Here is an 18,947-nt window from a genome sequence, read left to right as displayed (position 1 = left end):
GTTCATCATGGCTATCCGTCGCATCCTCACCGTCGATAACGCCGCCGACCTGGCGGTTCTCAAGAAGATCTCCACGCCCGTGGAGGCCGTCACCGACGAACTGCGCGCCCTGATGGATGACATGCTGGAAACCATGTACGACGCCCCCGGCATCGGTCTGGCCGCCGTGCAGGTCGGCGAACCGATTCGCGTCATCACCATGGACCTGGCCCGCGAGGGCGAGGAGCCGGCGCCGCGCTACTTCGTCAATCCCGAGATCCTCTCGAGCTCGGAAGAGACCCTGGGCTACGAGGAAGGCTGCCTGTCGGTGCCGGAATATTTCGACGAGGTCGAGCGCCCGTCGAAGGTCACCATCCGCTACATGAACTACCAGGGCGAGACCGTCGTCGAGGAGGCCGAGGGCCTGTTCGCCGTCTGCATTCAGCACGAGATGGACCACCTGGAAGGCGTCCTGTTCATCGACCACCTCTCGCGCCTGCGCCGCGATCGCGCCATCGCCAAGGTCAAGAAGGCGCGCCGGGCCGCTTAGCGCGCCTCCAGCGCGTCGGTCAGATGGCATGACTTGCCGGCCTCGAGGTTCTCCAGGCCGATGACGTCCAGGGCGTTGTCCTCACCCTGCTCGGCATATTCGCCGATCACCTCGACATAGACCGGCGCCCTGAGGCGCTTGAGGCGCTCGCGCAGGTCGGCGACCGGACGCCGCGCCTCGCCCTTGCGGTCGCGCAGGACGTATCGGTTCTGGGCGAGATCGCAGCGGGTCAGCACGACCACGTCCTTCTCGACCGCGACCGTGCCGATGTAGATGTCCTGGGCCTTGGCGGCGCCGCCGCTCGCCAGCAAGGCCACGGCGGTCAGCGCCGCGATGAGATCTGGGTTTCGCATGGCCTAGCCCAAGACATCGATGACATAGCTGCACCCCGCCAGCGTCTTGCCGGGATGCGAGGTGACGGTCGAGACGTTCAGCGCGACGCGGCTGCTGAAGGTCATGCCGGTCTTCTCGTCCTTTTCCGACGCGGCGGAGATCTCGCGCTCGCCCAGGAACTTCCCGGGCGTATCGACGGCCGCCTTCACGCCCAGCTCGCGAGCCAGCGGATGCGGATCGGCCTCGTCCAGTATGGCCAGCGGACCCGAGCTGGCGAAGGCGATCTGGCGAGTCTGGCGTCCGAACACGGTCAGCGGCGCCTTCAGCGTGAAGGTGCGCAGCATCGGGTTGGCGGACGGCGTTTCCGACAGACCAAGATGCGCCAGCGCCGCCTTGCCGTCGTCTTCCGCCATCCAGAACGCCAGGGCGTTGTACTGGGCCGGCTGATAGGTGCGGCAGGCGATCAGCTTGGCCAGGTCGATAGTGGCCGGATCGAATTTCGAAGCGTCCTGGGCGCGTGTGGATACGGGCGCGAGAAACGCGACGCACAGGGCCGCGACGCGCAACACGGTTTTCATGAAGACTCCCCGACTCTCACCATTCGAGCCCACTAACCGATCCGTGCGGTGAAGGTTCCGAACGCGCCGTGGCGCGGCGGCCGTCGCGCTATCGCGCCTTGGGGCTCATCACCTTGACCTCGTCCTCGGCCGAGCCCAGCCGGGATCGAAGGTCGTAGGCGCCGGCGATATAGGGCTGTTTCGGCCGCCAGCAGCCTTCGAGCGCCTTCGATGTCTCCCACCACCAGTGGGAGACCGTTCCCTGGGTGTCCCGCCGCATGATGAAACCGCCGTCCTTGGGCGCCGCCGGACCCATCAGTGTCACCTCTGGCGTATCGCTGATCATGACGCCGGAGCGCGTATCCAGGCCGGCCATGCCGATCGGCGGCAGTCGGCCAAGCTTGGCGATCGCGGCCTCCAGCGCCGGACAAGCGCGGCCGTCGATCCAGTCGGCGCGGAAGGTGACCTGGCCCATCTTCTGGTCGCGCCGTCGCCGCTCGAGCACCCAGACGCGGTTCGGTGGGTCGCCAACCTCGTAGAAGACCGCCGCCTCGTCGACGAAGACGCCGAGGCCGCCGCCCTGCTGCTGGACGCGATAGGAGACCTGAACCGGAATGGCCGGCGCGTTCCCGCTCCCGGCCTGAGGCGGAGCGGCCTTGGCGGATTCCGGCGGGGCGGAACAGGACGAGACGGCCAGGAGCAAGGTGAGGACGAGCGCGCGCATGCCGTCAACCTAGGCGGTGTCCGAGCGGAGCGAAATGGGCCTTCTATTACCGCTTGCGCCCCTGATCGGTGTCGTATGGCGTCCCGTCACGATGCCGGTACACGTCTTCGCCTTCGCGGAGCACCAGGTCGATGTCCGGATAGTCGCAGCCGTCGGTGTCGGGCTTGCGCGAGCCGATCTCCAGCAGCAGCACATCCTTGTCCGAGCGGTTCTGGAAGTGGTGGCCGTTGGCGACACCGGCCTTGAAGCCCGCGCAGTCGCCTGCCCGCAGCGTCGTCTCGCCGTCATTGTCGACCAGCACCACCTCGCCCTCGACCACCCAGGTGAACTCGTCCTCGGCCGTGTGCCAGTGGCGCTGGCTGGACCAGGCGCCGGGCGGCAGGCGCAGCAGGTTGACGCCGAACTGGTCGAGGCCGACCGCGTCGCCCAGCTTGGTGCGATGCCGTTGCAGGCAGGGTGTGTTGAACGGCGCGGGATAGGCCGTGCCGATGCGCGTCGGCGCCGAGGCGAGATCGATCTTGGGCATCGCGGACCTTGGAAGGGATTTGCTGGGTTTGCGTCGGCGGAAAGGGAAGCCTAAAGCCAGGATCATGACCAGCCCCGCGCCCGTTTCCGTCAACATCGACCCCGTCGACCTGGCTCAAGCCCTGATCCGGCGTCCCTCGGTGACCCCGGCCGACGCGGGGGCGATGGACACGCTGCAGCGCCAGCTGGAGACGCTTGGCTTCACCTGCCGCCGGATGAAGTTCGGCGAGATCGAGAACCTCTACGCCCGGCGCGGGACGGCGCGGCCGAACCTCTGCTTTGCCGGCCATACCGACGTGGTGCCGGTCGGCGACGACGCGGCCTGGACCGCCGGGCCGTTCGAGGCCGAGATCAAGGACGGGATCCTGTACGGCCGGGGGGCGGTCGACATGAAGAGCGCCATCGCCGCCTTCGTCGCCGCCGTGGCCAAGGTTCCCGAGCACGCCGGCTCGATCAGCTTCCTGATCACCGGCGACGAAGAGGGCGTGGCCGAGGACGGCACGGTCAAGGTCGTGCAGGCCCTGGCCGCCGAGGGCGAGATCATCGACCATTGCATCGTCGGCGAGCCGACCAGCGCGAACCTGCTGGGCGACATAGTCAAGATCGGCCGGCGCGGCAGCATCAACGCCTGGATCGCCGTCGACGGCACGCAGGGCCACGTGGCCTATCCGCACCGCGCCGCCAACCCGATCCCGGTGCTGGTCGACATCCTCTCGCGCCTGCAGAGTCGGGTGCTGGACGAGGGCTATACCGGCTTCCAGCCGTCGAACCTGGAGGTGACGACGGTCGACGTCGGCAACACCGCCACTAACGTCATTCCCGCCTCGGCCAAGGCCCGCGTGAACATCCGCTTCAACCCCGCCCACAAGGGCAAGGACCTGGCCGCCTGGATCGAGGGCGAGTGCCGCGAGGCGGCCGAGGGCTTTTCAGGCCGGGTCGAGGCGCTGTGCAAGATCAGCGGCGAGGCCTTCCTGACCGAGCCGGGCGCCTTCACCGACGTGATCGTGGCCGCCGTCGGCGACGCCACCGGCCGCGTGCCGGAGCTGTCGACCACCGGCGGCACCAGCGACGCCCGCTTCATCCGCAGCCTCTGCCCCGTCGTCGAGTTCGGCCTGGTCGGCTCGACCATGCACCAGGTCGACGAGCGGGTTCCGGTCGAGGAAGTGCGCCATCTGGCCAACGCCTACGAGGCCCTGATCAACCGCTACTTCGCGGCCTTCGCCTGATGGCCAAGGCCGTCCTGGCGAGTTGGCCCTTCTGGGCCCTGGCCTCGGCGGTGTTCGCGGCCCTGACCGCGATCCTGGCCAAGATCGGCGTCGAGGGCGTCGGCTCCAACCTCGCGACCCTGGTGCGGACCGTGGTGATCCTGGCCTTCGCCGCCTTGGTCGTCACGGTGTCGGGCGAGTGGCGCGCGCCGGGCGAGATCGCCCGTCGGTCGTGGCTGTTCCTGGTGCTGTCGGGCCTGGCCACCGGAGCCTCGTGGCTCTGCTATTTCCGGGCCCTGAAGATCGGCGAGGCGGCCAAGGTCGCGCCGATCGACAAGCTCAGCGTCGTGTTCGTGGCGATCATCGCCGCCGTCTTCCTGGGCGAGAAGCTGTCGCCGGTGAACTGGCTGGGCGTGGCGCTGATCGCGGGCGGCGCGGTGCTGGTCGCGGTGCGCGTGTGAAGGCGCTCTCGATCCCCGACGTGCTGGCCGAGGTGGCCGTGCTGGTCAAGCCGCACTTCGGCAAGGGGCGGACCGCCGACTACATCCCGGAACTGGCCGGCGTGCCGGGGAGCAAGTTCGGCATGGCCGTCCGCACGGTCGACGGCGACGAGCATGTGATCGGCGACGCCGACGAGGGCTTCTCGGTCCAGAGCATCACCAAGGTCTTCGCCCTGGGGCTGGCGCTCAATCGCCTGGGCGACGAGACCTGGACGCGGGTGGGCAAGGAGCCGTCCGGCACGCCGTTCAACCACCTGTCCCTGCTGGAAGCCGAGCGGGGCGTGCCGCGCAATCCGTTCATCAACGCCGGGGCGCTGGCGATCACCGACGTGCTGATGGACGTGACCCAGGATCCCGCCGCCCTGGTCCGCGACTTCGCCGGCTTCCTCGCCGACGAGCGGCTCGAGATCGACCCGACCGTGGCGGCCTCGGAACTGGCCAACGCCTGGCAAAACCGCGCCATCGCCAGCCTGATGCGCGGCAAGGGCACGCTGAACCACGATCCCGAGAGCGTCGTGGCCGCCTATTGCCGCCAGTGCGCCCTGACCATGAGCTGCCGCCAGCTGGCGCGGGCCTTCCTGCCGCTGGCGGCGGGCGGCTTTTCGCCGGTCGCTCAGGAGACGGTATTCCCCGAGCGCCTGACCCGACGGCTGAACGCCCTGCTGCTGACCTGCGGCATCTATGACAGCGTCGGCAACTTCGCCTATCGCGTCGGCCTGCCGGCCAAGAGCGGCGTCGGCGGCGGGATCGTGGCGGTGATCCCCGGCAAGGCGACGGTGGCGGTGTGGGCGCCGGAACTGGACCGCTTCGGCACCAGCGTGGTCGGCACGGCGGCGTTGGAGGCGTTCAGCCAGATCACCAACTGCTCGGTGCTGTAGGAGCCGGCCCCCTCCGCGCCTTCGGCGCTCCTCCCCCGGAGGGGGAAGAAGGTCGTGCGCCTTCCTTCCGCCCGCCTTTGGGGGCGGACGACCGCGAAGCGGTCAGGTGGGGGGAGTCGCCTCACCATACCCCACCCCCACCAGATAAAGCCCGTCCGCCGGCGCCACAGGCCCGCATTCGCGCCGGTCCTTGGCCTCCAGCGCCGCCTTGACGTCGTCCGGCGTCCAGCGACCCGCGCCGACCTCGACCAGGGTGCCGGTCATCGACCGCACCTGGCGATGCAGGAAGGACCGCGCCTCGAAGTCCAGGTGGATCTCCTCGCCGACCCGGCGCACGCGGGCGACGTCCAGGGTCTTCACCGGGCTCTTGGCCTGGCAGTGCATGTCGCGGAAGGTGGTGAAGTCATGCAGGCCGACCAGGTGCTGGGCGGCGGCGTGCATGGCCTCGTGGTCCAGGTCCTTCTTCATGTGCCAGACCCGACCCTTGTCCAGGGCCGGCGGGGCGCGGCGGTTGAGGATCCGGTAGAGGTAGCGCCGTTCGTTGGCCGAGAAGCGGGCGTGCCAGCCGTCCTCGGCGACCTGGGCGGACAGGATCGACACCGCCTCGCGGGTCAGGTGGGCGTTGAGGGCGTTGAACACGGTCTGGGCTGGCCAGTCCTTGTCGAGGTCGACATGGACCACCTGGCCGGTGGCGTGGACGCCGGTGTCGGTGCGGCCGGCGGCGGCGATGCGCACGTCCTGGCCGCTGAACGCCTTCACCGCCGCCTCGATCGCGCCCTGCACCGACGGCAGCAGGGCCTGGGCCTGGAAGCCGCTGTAAGGGCGGCCGTCATACTCGACGAGGAGGCGGTAGCGGGGCATCAGGCCAGCACGGTCCCGGCCAAGACGGGGAAGCCGCGGGTGAAGGTCTGCGCGTCCTGGGCGCCCTTGCCTTCGCGCTGGGCCTTGAGCAGGCGCACGGAGCCTTCACCGCAGGCGATCAGCAAGCTGTCGTCCAGCGCGGTTCCGGGTGTTCCCGAGGTCGCTTCAACGCGCGACAGCAGGGCTTTCACGCGCACGGGCCCCTTGTCCGAAGGCGCCTCGAACCACGCCCCGGGGAAGGGCGACAGGCCCCGGATGTGGCGGTCGACCTCGGCGGCCGGGCGAGTCCAGTCGATGCGGGCCTCGGCCGACTTGATCTTCTTGGCGTAGGTGACGCCGTCCTCGGCCTGGGGCGTCTCTTGGACCACGCCGCGCTCGATGGCGGCCAGGGCGACCGGCAGCAGGCGCGCGCCGGTGGCGGCCAGCTTGTCATGCAGGCTGGCGACGGTGTCGTCGTCGGCGATGGCCACCTGCTGCGACATCAGGATCGGACCCTCGTCGAGGCCCTCGCTCATCCGCATGACCTGGACGCCGGTGACCGCGTCGCCGGCCATGATCGCCCGCTGGATCGGGGCCGCGCCGCGCCAGCGCGGCAGCAGCGAGGCGTGCAGGTTGAAGCAGCCGAACTTGGGCGCCTCCAGCACCGCCTTCACCAGGATCTGGCCGAAGGCGACGACGACGGCGGCGTCCAGCTCCAGGGCCTGGAAGGCCGCAATCTCTTCCGGCGTCTTCATCGAGACCGGCGTGCGGACCGGCAGGCCTAGGCCTTCGGCGAAGGCGTGGACCGGCGAGGGCTTGAGGTCCTGGCCGCGCCCGCGCGGGGCCGGCGGCTGGGAATAGACGGCGACGATCTCGTGGCCCGAGGCGACCAGTTCGGCCAGGCAGGTCACGGCGAAGTCGGGAGTGCCGAGGAAGGCGATGCGCATGGCGGGGGTTTAGACGCCCCGGGCCGTCGGGGAAAGTCGAAGTCGGAACCTGGGCCGTGGGGTTTCGTTATCCAGCCGACACACCAGAACCAATTCTAGGGAGCCAGACCATGCGTTCCATTCTGTTCGTCGCCGGCTGCGCCGTGGCCCTGACCATGACCGCCTGCTCGCAGGAGCACGCCACCGAGGTGAAGGAGGGCGCGCAGGCCGCCGCTTCCGACATCAAGGACGCCGCCCACAACATCGCCAACGACCCCGACGTCAAGGAAGCGGGCACGGCGATCAAGGAAAGCACGAAGGAAACGGCCGGCGAGGTCGCCGACCAGGCCAAGGAGCTGGGCGCCAAGGCCAGCCAGGAAGCCAAGGAAGCTGGCCGCGACCTGAAGAAGGACGCCAAGGAAGGCGCGGCCGAGAGCAAGAAGCAACTGAACGAGGCGACGCACTAGCGGCGCCTCGACGGACCTGATTTCGATTCCTAGTCACGCCGTACTGGATCCCCTTGTGCTCGACACGGGCGGGGCGGGGCGGGCGTCGGGCTAGGCGCTGGTCGCCGATTTCTCGAGGTCGGCGAGAAGGATCGCAACGACCCGATCGCGCGCGCCGCCAAGCACGACTGGCGCGCGGCGTTTGCGGTGCTGGCCCTACGAGCAGTTCGACTACGCGGCCGAGGACAGCGCCCTGGGATCGGGTCCGTAGCGGTTCGGCCCCTTCTGGCCGCGTAGGAAGCCGATCTCGATCCAGGCCCAGATCGTCAGCAACAGGCCCGCCAAGGCCAGCAGCAACGCGCCCAGCATCAGGCCGGCCGAGGCGCCGCGTTCGATCAGGCGGGCGGGCGCCGCCAAGGCGGCGGGACCGAGGGTGAAGATCGCCAGCCAGACGACGCCCTTGCCGCGATCGTGAAGCCGCCGCAGTCCCGCGATCAGGCCGGCCAGGAAGATCGGAATCGCGAACAGGCAGGGTGCGGCGCCCAGCCAGCCGCCGGCGATGGTGGCCAAGCAGGTCACGACGGCGACGACGGCCAGCGCGAGCATCAGGCGCAACTGCAGGCGCCAATACTGCAGGGGCGTCAGCCGGCCCCTCGTCATGAAATAAGGCTTCAGCCAACCCATCGGTCGTCCCCGTTCGACGGGGACAACCTTAGGGCGCTGGGGTGCGGGCGACTAGTCCCGCAGCAGGTCGTTGATCGAGGTCTTCGAGCGGGTCTGGGCGTCGACGGTCTTCACGATCACGGCGCAGTACAGGCTGGGGCCGCCGTTCGGGTCGGGCAGGCTGCCGGGGACGACGACGCTGTAGGGCGGGACCTTGCCGATGTGGACGGCGCCGGTCTTGCGGTCGACGATCTTGGTCGAGGCGCTGATGAACACGCCCATCGACAGGACCGATCCCTCGCCGACCACTACGCCCTCGACGACTTCCGAGCGGGCGCCGATGAAGCAGTTGTCCTCGATGATGGTCGGGTTGGCCTGCAGGGGCTCCAGCACGCCGCCGATGCCGACGCCGCCCGACAGGTGGACGTTCTTGCCGATCTGGGCGCACGAGCCGACCGTGACCCAGGTGTCGACCATCGTGCCTTCGTCGACGAAGCCGCCGATGTTCACGAACGACGGCATCAGAATGACGTTCTTGCCGATGTGGGCGCCGCGACGGACGATAGCGCCCGGGACGGCGCGGAAGCCGCCGGCCTCGAACTGCGGGGCGTCCCAGCCGTCGAACTTGTTCGCCACCTTGTCCCACCACGGACCGACGCCGCCGCCCAGGGTCCCGGCGCGCATGACGGTGTTGGGGTTCAGGCGGAACGACAGCAGCACGGCCTTCTTCAGCCACTGGTGGGTGACCCACTCGCCGTCGACCTTCTCGGAGACGCGGACCTTGCCGCTGTCGAGCAGCAGCAGGGACTCCTCGATGGCGGTGCGGACCGGGCCGGTGGTGGCGGTCGAGACGTCGGCGCGGGCTTCCCAGGCGGCTTCGATCTCGGTTTGCAGGTCCGAGAGGGTGACGGCGCTCATGCTTGGCTTCCTTGCAGGCGGGCCGAGCTCAGGAACTCGGCGAGGTCGTTGGTGCGGAAATGGACGTGTTCGGAGGTGGAGTCCGCCGCGTGCGGACCGACCAGGATGGTGGTCATGCCCAGTCGCGCGGCCGGCGCGAGGTTCTTCTCGCTGTCCTCGAAGAAGGCGGTCATCGGCGGATCGATGGCGTGCAGCTTGGTGATCTTGTCGAAGGTGGCCAGCGAGGGTTTGGGCACGTAGTCGGCCGTCTCGATGGCGAAGATCTCGGAGAACAGGTCGCGCAGGTTCAGGTGGGTCAGCACCCGCTCGGCGTGGCCCAGCGAGCCGTTGGTGAAGATCAGCCGGCGACCCGGCAGGCGGGCGATGGCCGCGCGCAGCGCGGGGCTGGGGATCAGGGCGTCCATCGAGACGTCGTGCACCTCGTCCAGGAAGGCCTTGGGCTCGATGCCATGATTGGCCATCAGCCCCGCCAGCGTCGTGCCGTGCTCGGTGAAATAGCCATGCTGCAGGGCGCGCGCTTCTTCACGCGGAAGTCCCGTCTCGCGCGCCACGAAGTCGGTCATCCTGGCCTCGATCAGGCCCATGAACGCGCTTTCCAGCGGGTACAGGGTGTTGTCGAGGTCGAACAGCCAGGTGTCGACGTGCGAAAGGTCGGCGCTCATTTCGAGATGAGCGTGCCCGCGCCATGCTCGCTGAACAGCTCGACCAGCATGGCGTGCGGCCGGCGGCCGTCCAGGATGACCACGGCCTCGACGCCCGACTCCACGGCGTGGATGGCGTTTTCCAGCTTGGGGATCATGCCGCCGGTGGCCACGCCGGTCTCGATCAGCGCGCGGGCCTCTTCCAGCGTCATCTGGCGGATCAGTTCGCCATTGGCGTCCAGCACGCCCTTGATGTCGGTCAGCATCAGCATCCGCTTGGCCTTCAGCGCGCCCGCCAAGGCGCCGGCCACGGTGTCGGCGTTGATGTTGAAGGTCTCGCCCTGCGTCGAGACGCCGATCGGCGCGATCACCGGGATGTAGTCGGTCTCGGAGGTCAGCAGGGCCTGGATGATGTGCGGATCGACCTTGGTCGGCTCGCCCACGAAGCCCAGGTCGACGACCTGCTCGATGTTGCTGTCCGGATCCTTGCGGGTGCGGGTCACCTTCTCGGCGGTGATCATCCGGGCGTCCTTGCCGGACAGGCCCACGCCGCGCACGTCGGCCTCGGCGCCGGCCAGGGTGATCCAGTTGGCGATCTCCTTGTTGATCGCGCCCGACAGGACCATCTCGGCCACTTCCATGGTGGCTTCGTCGGTGACGCGCAGGCCGTCGACGAAGGTCGACTTGACGCCGGCCTTGTCCAGCATGCGGCTGATCTGCGGACCGCCGCCGTGCACGACCACCGGGTGGACGCCCAGCAGCTTCAGCAGCACCGCGTCGGCGGCGAAGACCTTGGCCACCTCTTCCTGGCCCATGGCATGGCCGCCGTATTTGATCACGACCGTTTCGCGGTCGTAGATCTGGATGTAGGGCAGGGCCTCGGCCAGGGTCTTGGCGGTGGCCCAGCCGGCTTCCTCGGCGGCGTCGGTCAAGGGGCGGTCCCTCAGTACAGGATTGGGATGCGAAATAGGCGGCGCCTCGATAGCGGACCCCGCCCCCCCTGTCACTAAAAAGGGGGTCTCACGCCCGGCGATCGAACCGCCACTTCATCAGCAGCACCGCGCCCGACATCAGCAGGCAGGCGATGTTGGAGGCGATCACCGGCCAGGCCTTGATCAGGATCCCGTAGACGATCCAGCACGCGAAGCCGGTGACCGTGACGACATAGGTGCGCAGCGAGACGGACGAGGCGTCCTTCTCCTTCCAGATCTTGACGATCTGGGGCGCGAAGCTGGTGATCGAGAGCAGGGCGGCGGCGGCGCCGACGACGGCGGCGACCGGCGGCACGGCCATCAGGCCGTCCGTTGCATGACGTCGTCGAGACCCCACAGCGCGGCATAGGCCGGGGCCAGGGTCAGGCCGACCGGCGCGGGGCCGGGGGCATGTCCCTCCGTCAGGCAGTAGCTGAGATAGCCGAGGGCGGTCTTCACCCCGTGTTCGGAATAGGGCTTGCCGATCACGCCGCAGGCGCCGGCGAAGTCGTCGGGCAGGCGCTTGACGTTGGCGGTCATGAACAGCGCCACGCCCCCGCAGTCCTGCGAGATCTTGCGGGCCACGTCGACGCCGGTCGGGCCGTCGCTGAGATGGACGTCGACCAGGGCCAGGTCGGGATGCAGCTTCTCGGCCAGGTCGACCGCCTCATCCGAACTCATCGCGCAGCCGAGCGAGTGGCAACCCACCTCCTCGACCAGATGTTCAAGCTCGATCGCGAGAAGCATCTCGTCCTCGACAATCAGCACCTCGAGCGTTCGGCCGCTCATAACAGAAATCCTCAAATCAATGCGCGCCGTTCACCGGCAGCAAAATGACTACGCGAACACCCGGTTCCGCGGGAGCGGTCTCACATTTGGCCTTCAGCTGCTGACAGAGCAGTTGAACGATGGTGAGTCCGAAACCCGACGTTGGGCCGTCCTTAGCGAGTCCAACGCCGTCGTCAGTGATTTCGATCCTGAAATCGTTTTCCCGGCGGGTCACGCCGACGAAGATCCGGCCGCCCCGGCCTTCCGGAAAGCCGTGCCGCAGGGCGTTGGTCAGCAGCTCGTTGATCACCAGGGCGAACGGCGCGGCCTTGGAGGCGGGGATCTCAACCCGTTCCAAATCCAGCTCCATGCGGATGTCGTCGCGCATGGCCGAGCCCATCAGGTCGGCGACCATGTCGCGGATGAAGGCCGAAACGTCGAAGCGCTCGACGTCCTCGCTTTGGAACAGGCGGCGGTGGACGGTGGCGATGGCGTTGACCCGGCCCAGCATGCCCTTGAGCGAGGCCTTCAAGGCCGGATCGGCCACGCGCCGGTTCTGCAGCAGCAGCAGGCTGGAGATGAGCTGCAGGTTGTTCTTCACCCGGTGGTCCACCTCGTGGAGCAGGGCGGTCTTCTGGTCCAGGGCTTCCCGCAGCTCCTGGGTGCGCGCCTCGATCACCTGCTCGAGGTCGTCACGGCGTTCGAGCAGGTTGAGTTCGGCGACCTTCTTGTCGCTGGTGTCCAACTGCGAGCCGAAGAAGTAGACGATCCGGCCGCTGTCGTTGCGCACCGGCGAGAGGTACAAGGCGTTCCAGAAGGTCGAGCCGTCCTTCCTGTAGTTCAGGAGGTCGATGGCGATGTCCTCGCCGGCCTCGGTCGCCGCGTGCAGGGCTTCGACGGCCTTGGGATCGGTGTCCGGGCCTTGCAGGAAGCGGCAATTGCGGCCGATGACCTCGTCGCGCTCGTAACCGGTCAGCTTCAGGAACGCGTCGTTGGCGAAGATGATCGGGTTGTCGTCCTGGGTCGCGTCCGTGACGATCATCGCCATGCGCGTGGCGCGGATCGCGGCGGCGAAAGGGTCGTCGACCCCATGCCCGGCGGCCAGTCGGTCCCCGGCGCGTCGCGATTCCGAATAGTCGTTCATGCTTGTGGTCAAGCTCCCACCACCCCGTGGACGCTGAACGTACCCGATCCTGTCGGGTTCCCAACATAGGTCGGAGCGGAAAACGAAAAACGGCGGGGTCCGTGAGGACTCCCGCCGCGTCGTCCGATGATCCGCCCGTGCTTCCCGGGACGGGGGACCTCGGAAAAGGGGTTACTTCGGCTGATAAATCCTGTCGAACACGCCGCCGTCGGCGAAGTGCGTGGCCTGGGCCTTCTTCCAGCCGCCGAAGGTGTCGTCGATCGTCACCAGCGGCAGCTTCTTGAAGCGATTGGCGTACTTGGCCGCCACGTCGGCGTTGCGCGGACGGTAGTAGTTCTTGGCGATCAGCTCCTGGGCCAGCGGGCTGTACAGGAAGTTCAGATACCCTTCCGCGATGGTGCGGGTCTTGTGCCGGTCGACGTTCTTGTCGACGACGGCGACCGGCGGCTCGGCCAGGATCGACAGCGACGGATAGACGATGTCGAACTTGCCCGGCAGCTCCTCCTGGGCCAGGTAGGCCTCGTTCTCCCAGGCCAGCAGGACGTCGCCCAGGCCGCGCTGAGTGAAGCTGGTGGTGGCGCCGCGGGCGCCGGTGTCCAGTACGGGCACGTGCTCGAACAGGGTCTTCACGAAGGCCTCGGCCTTGGCGGGATTGCCGCCCGGCTGCTTCAGGGCCCAGCCCCAGGCGGCCAGGTAGTTCCAGCGCGCGCCGCCCGAGGTCTTCGGGTTCGGGGTAATCACGTCGATGCCCGGCTTCACCAGGTCGCCCCAGTCCTTGATCTTCCAGGGGTTACCCTTGCGGACCAGGAACACGATGGTCGAGGTGTAGGGCGTGGAGTTCTGCGGCAGGCGCGACTGCCAGTTGGCTGGCAGCAGCCTGGCGCGGGCGGCGATCTCGTCGATGTCGTAGGCGAGGGCAAGGGTGACGACGTCGGCCTGCAGGCCGTCGATCACCGAGCGGGCCTGCTTGCCCGAGCCGCCGTGGCTCTGGTTGATCACCAGGGTCTGGCCGACACGGTCCTTCCAGTACTTGGCGTAGGCGGCGTTGATGTCCTTGTAGAGCTCGCGCGTCGGGTCGTAGCTGACGTTGAGCAGGGTGATCGTCTTGCCGGCCTGGGCGTGGGCCAGGCTTGGCGCCGCGCCCGCCACGAGGGCCGCGGCGCCCGCGCCGGCGCCGGCCAGCAGACCGCGTCGGGTCGGAGCCTTGATGATGTCACTCATGGGACGGTCCTTTCTGGAAGGTCTTCGCGAGGCGGCGCCGACGGCGCGGCGGTCTTGGAGAAAGAGGTGGGCCGCCCGCCCCAGGGCTGCAACCGAGGAGGCGGACGGCGCCGGTCACTAGAACGCGAACTGGCTGCGGAAGTTGACCGCCTGGTAGCTCTGGCTCAGCGGCAGCAGGCCGCCGGCCGGATCCTTGCGGTCGACGTCGACGTCCAGGTAGTCGACCGAGAACTTGGTCACCGAGTTGGGGAACCAGTTCAGGCCGACCGTCCAGATGGTCTGTTCGCCGCCGCGCACGCGGTCGCCGGCCAGGGTCGCGTTCTCGTGGTGGTTCAGGTCCAGCACCGAGTAGCGGCCCGCCAGTTCCCAGGCGCCCCACTTGCGGGCCTTGGGATCGAACGGGTTGTTGATGGCCGGGGCGTCGAAGGCGAAGGTGTTGGGGTTGTACCGGCGGGCCTCGCCCGTCAGCACCCAGCCGCCTTCCACATACCAGCCCGTGAACTTGGGATCCGTGACGCCGGCCGCCGGATTGCGACGGTCGATCTTGTAGTCGAAATATTCGCTCTGGATCAGCAGGTTCTTCTTCTGAGCGGCGAACTCCAGGCCGTAGTGGCGGGCGCTCTTGGCGTCGATGGCGCCGGTGGTGACCAGCTGCTGGCCGTCGACGCGCAGTTCCGGGCGGTCCTGGATGGTGACGGCGTAGGCGCCGGTCAGGGCCGTGCTCTGGGCCGGGGTGGTCACGACGCTGGCGTTGACGCCGGCGTGGACCAGCCAGTCATAGCCCTTCAGCGGAATGAAGGCGAAGCGGCCCACGTAGCCGATCTGCTCGTCGAAGGTCTGGCCGTCGCCGGCCTTGGCGCCGGTGACCGCGCCCGACAGGATCCAGCGCTCCTGAACGACCTGGCCTTGCAGGGCGATGCGGCGGTCCGCGCCGGCCAGGCCGCGCGCGGCCTCGGCCGAAGACGGACGTTCCGGGAACAGCGAGCCATTGGTCGAGGCGGCGTCCTCCAGGCCCAGGTTCGGGGCGTAGGCGCCGACCCGGATCTTGAACGGCGCGTAGTTGTACTGGACGAACAGCTCCTGCAGCTGGCCGGCGCCGTCGGTGCCCGCGCCGCCGAAATCCAGCAGGATCGAATAGTCGAAGTTCTTGGCGAACTTGCCGTCGACGCCCAGGCGGGCGCGGCGGAAGTTGGTGCCGTTGTTCAGGTCGCGGGCGTTGCCCAGCACGGCCGGCAGGCCCTTGTCCTGATAGTACTGGGCGGCGTCCAGCTGCATCACGCCGTGCAGCGTGGCGCTATAGGCGCCGTCGCCGGACGCGATCGTCGGCCTGCCGGCGGCGATGCTGACGGTGGTGGCGTTCTGGGCCGTGCGGACGTCCTTGAAGCTGGCGGCCGTGGCGGCCTTGAGGTCGGCGACCTGCTGCTGCAGCGCCGAGAGCTGGGCTTCCAGCGCGGCGATGCGGGCGGCGGCCTCCTCCGGCGATGTGGGCGCGGCGGTCTGGGCCGACGCGGCGCCGGCGGTCGCCAGAAGCGACACGCCGGCGATCAACGCGGCGCGGAATGCGGTTTTGGTCTTGCTCATTTTAGTCCCCTCTCGGCGCCGCTGGGCGGGGCCGACCTGCGCGAGCTAGGGAAGACGATTATTCCTAGCTCCGGAATCGAGATTTAGGAAAACCGGCCGTGAGTTTTTCTGGAGGCGCGGCGAAGCGTCGCGGAAACCGCCGCGAAACTTCCATCAATTCAGCCGCTTGAACGATTAATGTTCCGTGCACGGAAAAGCCGCCACGGTCTCCCGTGGCGGCTTTCAAGCATTTCCAGAACTCATAAGAGGGACGAAATCGTCCCCTTGAAGCGCCTTAGAACATCGCCCGGCCAGCCAGGCGCAGGTTGTAGCGCTTCTGCTTCTTGGTGGCTTCGACGCCGCCTTCCAGGGCCAGGTAGGACATCGGCGTGCCGGCCCGCAGGGCGAAGCCCGCGGTCAGGGCGCCGTCCTTGTCGTCCAGCGCCGCCAGGGTGAACGGGTTGCCGCCCTTGAAGCGGGCGACCGTGTCGCCGGGCGAACCGGCCAGGGTCTGGCGATAGCCGACCCGCACTTCCGGACGCCACCAGACGTTCTTGCCGAAGTCGGCGCCGAACACCACGCCCAGCTCGCCGCTGAGGTTGCTGGAGTTGCGCTTGTCGACGGTCAGGTCGAAACCGTCGCCGCCGCCGGCTTCCGTGCGCTTGCCCTCGCGCAGCGTGACATAGTCCAGGCGGCCTTCGGGACGGGCGAAGAAGCGGCCGAACTTCTGCTCGTAGGCGACGCCAGCGAAGGCGTTGGCGGTCAGGCCGTTCCAGTCGGCGGTGTTCTTCAGCACCAGATCGGCGATGCCGTCGGCGTTGCTGTCCGGCGCGATGAAGCGACGGTCGCCCTGGAAGAAGCCGTAGCCCACGCCGCCGCCCAGGTTGAAGCGCCAGCCGCCGACCGAACGACGCCAGTAGGCGCCGGTCTGGACGAACGAGGCGGTGGTCTGCTCGCCGACCTTGGCGACGGTGTCGTGCTCCTCGACGCTGACATAGGCCAGGGTCAGGCCCAGGGCTCCACCCGCGTCGCCCATGGCCTCGTAGCCGGCCACGAAACCGAAGGCCTGGGTGTCCGAACCCAGGGTCTGGTCGGTTTCACGACGGGTCAGCGAGTTGATCTCCTGGACCCAGAGGCTGTCGGGACCGTAGCGATCGCCCGGATCCGGCCGGAACATGGTGGCGGCCGAGATCTGCTGGTTGACCGACTGCAGGGCCGAGAACATGCCCAGCCCCTGGTCGGGCAGCATCTGGTCGTAGAGGTCGCGGAAGCCGTCGCGGGTGCTCTGGCCCAGGAACTGGTTGGCCAGGGCCGAGTCGGTCCCCAGCGCCGCGAACACGGCGTCGTAGGCCGAGGTCTCGGTCTTGTTGAAGCCGATCTCGGCGGCGCTGCGGCGGCGAACGTCGATATAGACGTTGTTGGTGTCGGCCCGGCTGGTGGCCACGTACAGATAGGGCGACTCGGCCAGCAGACCGCCGCCGATCGTGCCGACATTGATGTTGCTGCCCTGGATCACCGTGAAGGTGGTCGGCTGCTTGACCAGATTCGTCAGGCGGATGCCCAGCTCGGCCCCGGTGGCGATGTCGGTCGCGCCCGAGACGACCAGCTTGGTGTTGGTCCCGGCGGCGGCGTCGGCCGAGAACAGCAGCTTGGCCTTGCTGCCCAGGTTCACGCTGCTGACGTTGATCGTGTCGGTATTGACGATGCCCAGGCTGCCGTTGGTCACCGCGATGTCCAGGCGGCCGTCGCTGTCGGTCAGCTTGCCCAGGGCCACGGCGCCGCCGTCGATCGACAGTCGGTCCTGGCCGGCGCCGAAGGCCATGTTGCCCAGCAGCGAGCCGCTCCACAGGTTCAGGGTGTCGTTCCCGCCGCCGAACAGCACGTCGCCGATCGTGCTGGGCGCGACGGTGGTCGTGGTGGTGTCGGTGCTGGTCGTGGTGTCGGTGCTGGGGAAGGTCGTCGTCGAGGTGAAGCTGGCCGGACCCGACTGGGTGTAGGTCACGCCCGAATTGTTGGCCCGCAGGTCCAGGGCGATCGCCTGGCCGCCGGCCGTGACCGTGGCCGTCGTGCCATCGGTCTTGAAGCCCGGCGCGGCGACGGTGGCGCGGATCGCGCCCGTGTTGGTGATCGTCTTCAGCGTGCCGGCCTGGTCGAGAATCGCCACCGCGTCCCCGGTTTCACCGACGCGCGAGGCGACGATCGCGCCGGTGTTGCGCAGGCTGGTCGAGGTCGAGCCGGCGGCCAGCACCACGCCGCGCGCGGCGGCGGTGACGCCCGAGGCGGCGTAGGACGACGCGCTGGACGAGATCGAGCCGCGGTTCAGGATCTCGTTGGCGGTGGCGCCGGAATTCAGCGTCAGGCCGGTGGCGTTGGCCTCGAACGAGGTGGCCGTGATCTGGCCGTCGTTGCGCACGCCGCCGGTGATCGTGGTCGCGCGGCCCCCGCCGGCCCCGATCGAGACGGCCGTCGCGGCGACGCCGTTATAGACGCCCGCCGCGCCGATCGTACCCTTGGCGACCAGGCCGTAGGCGTTGTCGCCGGTCCCGACCGCGCCCAGGGTGACGTCCTGCGTCGTCGAGCCGATCAGCAGGGCGGGCGAGCCGCCAAAGGCGCTGATGCTGGAGGTGCCGGTCGTGCTGGAGGTGATCGTGGTGGTGACGGTGTTGCCGTCCGTGCCGACCTTGGTCGAGAAGTTCGAGCCTTGCAGCAGCACGCCGCCGGTCACGTCGCCGGCGACGCGGACGGCCGGGCCGCCCTGTAGCAGGTCGTCGGCGTCTAGCTTGTTCAGCGCGTCCACCGTGGTCGGGCGCGAGGTGTAGCGATAGCCGGTGGCGCTGGTCGCGCCCTGCAGGACGAGCGCGCCGTTGACGTTCGAATCGATGGCCTGGGCGACCGCGCCCGAGCCCTGGACGTTGATCGTGCCGCCCAGGGTCACCTTGCCGGTGACCGGCGCGGCGATGCGCACGCCATAGGCGTTGTCGCCGATGACGCTGATGGTGCCCAGGTTGGTGACGTTGCCGACCACCGGGCCTTCCAGCAGCATGCCGGCCGAGTTGTTGCCTTCGATGGTGATCGAGCCGGCCGTGTCGTTGATGATGTCGCCGGTGAAGGTTCCGGCGTTGGTCAGGCGCACGCCGAAACGGTTCGCGCCCTGGGCGAACGGACCGTCCAGGTCGCCGTCGGAATCGCTGTCGGTGGGCGTATAGTCCTCGACCAGCGAGATCGTGGCCGAGTTGGTCAGCCCGCCGGTCCGGCCGCCGATGATCAGCACGCCCACGCCGTCATTGACGTTGTTGGTCGACAGCGTGCCCAGGTTGGTGACCTTGTTGTTGCTGTCGATCGTGACGATGGCGCCCGCGGTCGTCGGCTTGATGGAGCCGTCGGCGGTGATGCGGATGTCGTCGGCCGCCGTGCCGGTGGCCGTGCTGGTCGCGATCGGCGTCGTCCGCGCGGTGGAGACCGAGGTTTCCGCCGACGCGGCGAAACCCATGGCCAAGAGAGGAGCGGCCGCGACCGTCGCGACCAGGACCTTGCGCTGCATTACGAACGACACCTCGATAGAAACCGGCGCACCTAAATCGGGTCACGTTGCGGCGAA

At 68.5% G+C, this 18,947-nt stretch carries 21 protein-coding genes; 5 read left to right on the top strand and 16 right to left on the bottom strand.

What is annotated here, in order from left to right:
• Positions 1–7: 7 nt before the first annotated feature.
• A complete protein-coding gene (gene def / locus MZV50_RS24445; RefSeq protein ID WP_252631939.1) occupies positions 8–529 on the top strand; it encodes a peptide deformylase in 522 nt (173 codons plus the stop codon).
• On the opposite strand, the gene MZV50_RS24440 is transcribed toward def, so the two are convergent.
• The 4 genes from MZV50_RS24440 to MZV50_RS24425 form a co-directional block, all read right to left on the bottom strand.
• Positions 526–882 carry a hypothetical protein gene (locus tag MZV50_RS24440; protein ID WP_252631938.1) on the bottom strand — a complete coding sequence of 119 codons (357 nt, stop codon included), beginning with the start codon at positions 880–882 and terminating at the stop codon, positions 526–528. The two genes, def and MZV50_RS24440, sit on opposite strands and share 4 nt — an antisense overlap.
• 3 nt (positions 883–885) lie before the next feature.
• On the bottom strand, positions 886–1,440 hold the full coding sequence (locus MZV50_RS24435) for a hypothetical protein (RefSeq protein WP_252631937.1): 555 nt from the start codon (positions 1,438–1,440) through the stop codon (positions 886–888).
• An 88-nt stretch (positions 1,441–1,528) separates the two neighbouring features.
• On the bottom strand, positions 1,529–2,143 hold the full coding sequence (locus MZV50_RS24430) for a hypothetical protein (RefSeq protein WP_252631936.1): 615 nt from the start codon (positions 2,141–2,143) through the stop codon (positions 1,529–1,531).
• A 46-nt stretch (positions 2,144–2,189) separates the two neighbouring features.
• Positions 2,190–2,669 carry a cupin domain-containing protein gene (locus MZV50_RS24425; RefSeq protein ID WP_252631935.1) on the bottom strand — a complete coding sequence of 160 codons (480 nt, stop codon included), beginning with the start codon at positions 2,667–2,669 and terminating at the stop codon, positions 2,190–2,192.
• Positions 2,670–2,733: 64 nt separating this feature from the next.
• Between MZV50_RS24425 and dapE the strand changes: the two genes are divergently transcribed.
• The 3 genes from dapE to MZV50_RS24410 are packed head-to-tail and all read left to right on the top strand — an operon-like array spanning position 2,734 to position 5,251.
• The gene (gene dapE, locus MZV50_RS24420) at positions 2,734–3,894 is read left to right on the top strand and encodes a succinyl-diaminopimelate desuccinylase (protein WP_252631934.1); all 1,161 of its coding nucleotides are present in this window, start codon (positions 2,734–2,736) and stop codon (positions 3,892–3,894) included.
• Positions 3,894–4,334 carry an EamA family transporter gene (locus MZV50_RS24415; RefSeq protein WP_252631933.1) on the top strand — a complete coding sequence of 147 codons (441 nt, stop codon included), beginning with the start codon at positions 3,894–3,896 and terminating at the stop codon, positions 4,332–4,334. Before dapE ends, MZV50_RS24415 begins: the two co-directional genes overlap by 1 nt.
• Positions 4,331–5,251: a glutaminase gene (locus MZV50_RS24410; RefSeq protein ID WP_252631932.1), complete on the top strand. Its 921-nt coding sequence runs from the start codon at positions 4,331–4,333 to the stop codon at positions 5,249–5,251. Before MZV50_RS24415 ends, MZV50_RS24410 begins: the two co-directional genes overlap by 4 nt.
• 102 nt (positions 5,252–5,353) lie before the next feature.
• On the opposite strand, the gene truA is transcribed toward MZV50_RS24410, so the two are convergent.
• Together truA and fmt are read right to left on the bottom strand one after the other, a co-directional pair.
• On the bottom strand, positions 5,354–6,112 hold the full coding sequence (gene truA, locus MZV50_RS24405; RefSeq protein WP_252631931.1) for a tRNA pseudouridine(38-40) synthase TruA: 759 nt from the start codon (positions 6,110–6,112) through the stop codon (positions 5,354–5,356).
• Positions 6,112–7,038: a methionyl-tRNA formyltransferase gene (fmt, locus tag MZV50_RS24400; RefSeq protein ID WP_252631930.1), complete on the bottom strand. Its 927-nt coding sequence runs from the start codon at positions 7,036–7,038 to the stop codon at positions 6,112–6,114. Before fmt ends, truA begins: the two co-directional genes overlap by 1 nt.
• A gap of 110 nt (positions 7,039–7,148) precedes the next feature.
• On the opposite strand from fmt, the gene MZV50_RS24395 reads away from it, so the two are divergent.
• Positions 7,149–7,484, top strand: coding sequence for a cell surface protein (locus tag MZV50_RS24395; RefSeq protein WP_252631929.1), 336 nt, complete (start codon positions 7,149–7,151; stop codon positions 7,482–7,484).
• 210 nt (positions 7,485–7,694) lie between these two features.
• Here MZV50_RS24395 and MZV50_RS24390 read toward each other — a convergent pair whose 3' ends face one another.
• The 10 genes from MZV50_RS24390 to MZV50_RS24345 all read right to left on the bottom strand — a co-directional run bounded on the left by MZV50_RS24390 (position 7,695) and on the right by MZV50_RS24345 (position 18,902).
• On the bottom strand, positions 7,695–8,123 hold the full coding sequence (locus MZV50_RS24390) for a DUF805 domain-containing protein (RefSeq protein WP_252631928.1): 429 nt from the start codon (positions 8,121–8,123) through the stop codon (positions 7,695–7,697).
• Positions 8,124–8,198: 75 nt separating this feature from the next.
• Entirely contained in the window at positions 8,199–9,044 is an 846-nt protein-coding gene (gene dapD / locus MZV50_RS24385) for a 2,3,4,5-tetrahydropyridine-2,6-dicarboxylate N-succinyltransferase (protein ID WP_252631927.1), read from the bottom strand.
• Complete coding sequence (locus MZV50_RS24380) at positions 9,041–9,706, bottom strand: pyrimidine 5'-nucleotidase (RefSeq protein ID WP_252631926.1); 666 nt, start codon at positions 9,704–9,706, stop codon at positions 9,041–9,043. Before MZV50_RS24380 ends, dapD begins: the two co-directional genes overlap by 4 nt.
• A complete protein-coding gene (gene argB, locus MZV50_RS24375; RefSeq protein WP_252631925.1) occupies positions 9,703–10,617 on the bottom strand; it encodes an acetylglutamate kinase in 915 nt (304 codons plus the stop codon). Before argB ends, MZV50_RS24380 begins: the two co-directional genes overlap by 4 nt.
• 88 nt (positions 10,618–10,705) lie before the next feature.
• Positions 10,706–10,978 (bottom strand): SemiSWEET family sugar transporter, encoded by a 273-nt coding sequence (locus tag MZV50_RS24370; protein WP_252631924.1) that lies wholly within the window; start codon positions 10,976–10,978, stop codon positions 10,706–10,708.
• Positions 10,978–11,445 (bottom strand): response regulator, encoded by a 468-nt coding sequence (locus MZV50_RS24365; protein ID WP_252631923.1) that lies wholly within the window; start codon positions 11,443–11,445, stop codon positions 10,978–10,980. The genes MZV50_RS24370 and MZV50_RS24365 overlap by 1 nt, the downstream gene beginning before the upstream one ends.
• 16 nt (positions 11,446–11,461) lie before the next feature.
• The gene (gene lovK, locus MZV50_RS24360) at positions 11,462–12,568 is read right to left on the bottom strand and encodes a photosensory histidine protein kinase LovK (protein ID WP_252631922.1); all 1,107 of its coding nucleotides are present in this window, start codon (positions 12,566–12,568) and stop codon (positions 11,462–11,464) included.
• Between the two features lie 171 nt (positions 12,569–12,739).
• Positions 12,740–13,789 carry a sulfate ABC transporter substrate-binding protein gene (locus tag MZV50_RS24355; RefSeq protein ID WP_252631921.1) on the bottom strand — a complete coding sequence of 350 codons (1,050 nt, stop codon included), beginning with the start codon at positions 13,787–13,789 and terminating at the stop codon, positions 12,740–12,742.
• Positions 13,790–13,906: 117 nt separating this feature from the next.
• The gene (locus MZV50_RS24350; protein ID WP_252631920.1) at positions 13,907–15,370 is read right to left on the bottom strand and encodes an OprO/OprP family phosphate-selective porin; all 1,464 of its coding nucleotides are present in this window, start codon (positions 15,368–15,370) and stop codon (positions 13,907–13,909) included.
• 274 nt (positions 15,371–15,644) lie between these two features.
• Complete coding sequence (locus MZV50_RS24345) at positions 15,645–18,902, bottom strand: autotransporter outer membrane beta-barrel domain-containing protein (protein ID WP_252631919.1); 3,258 nt, start codon at positions 18,900–18,902, stop codon at positions 15,645–15,647.
• Positions 18,903–18,947 lie beyond the last annotated feature (45 nt).

Source organism: Caulobacter segnis, from assembly GCF_023935105.1.
Lineage (GTDB): Bacteria > Pseudomonadota > Alphaproteobacteria > Caulobacterales > Caulobacteraceae > Caulobacter > Caulobacter segnis_B.
This window is presented reverse-complemented; position numbering and strand designations above follow the sequence as displayed.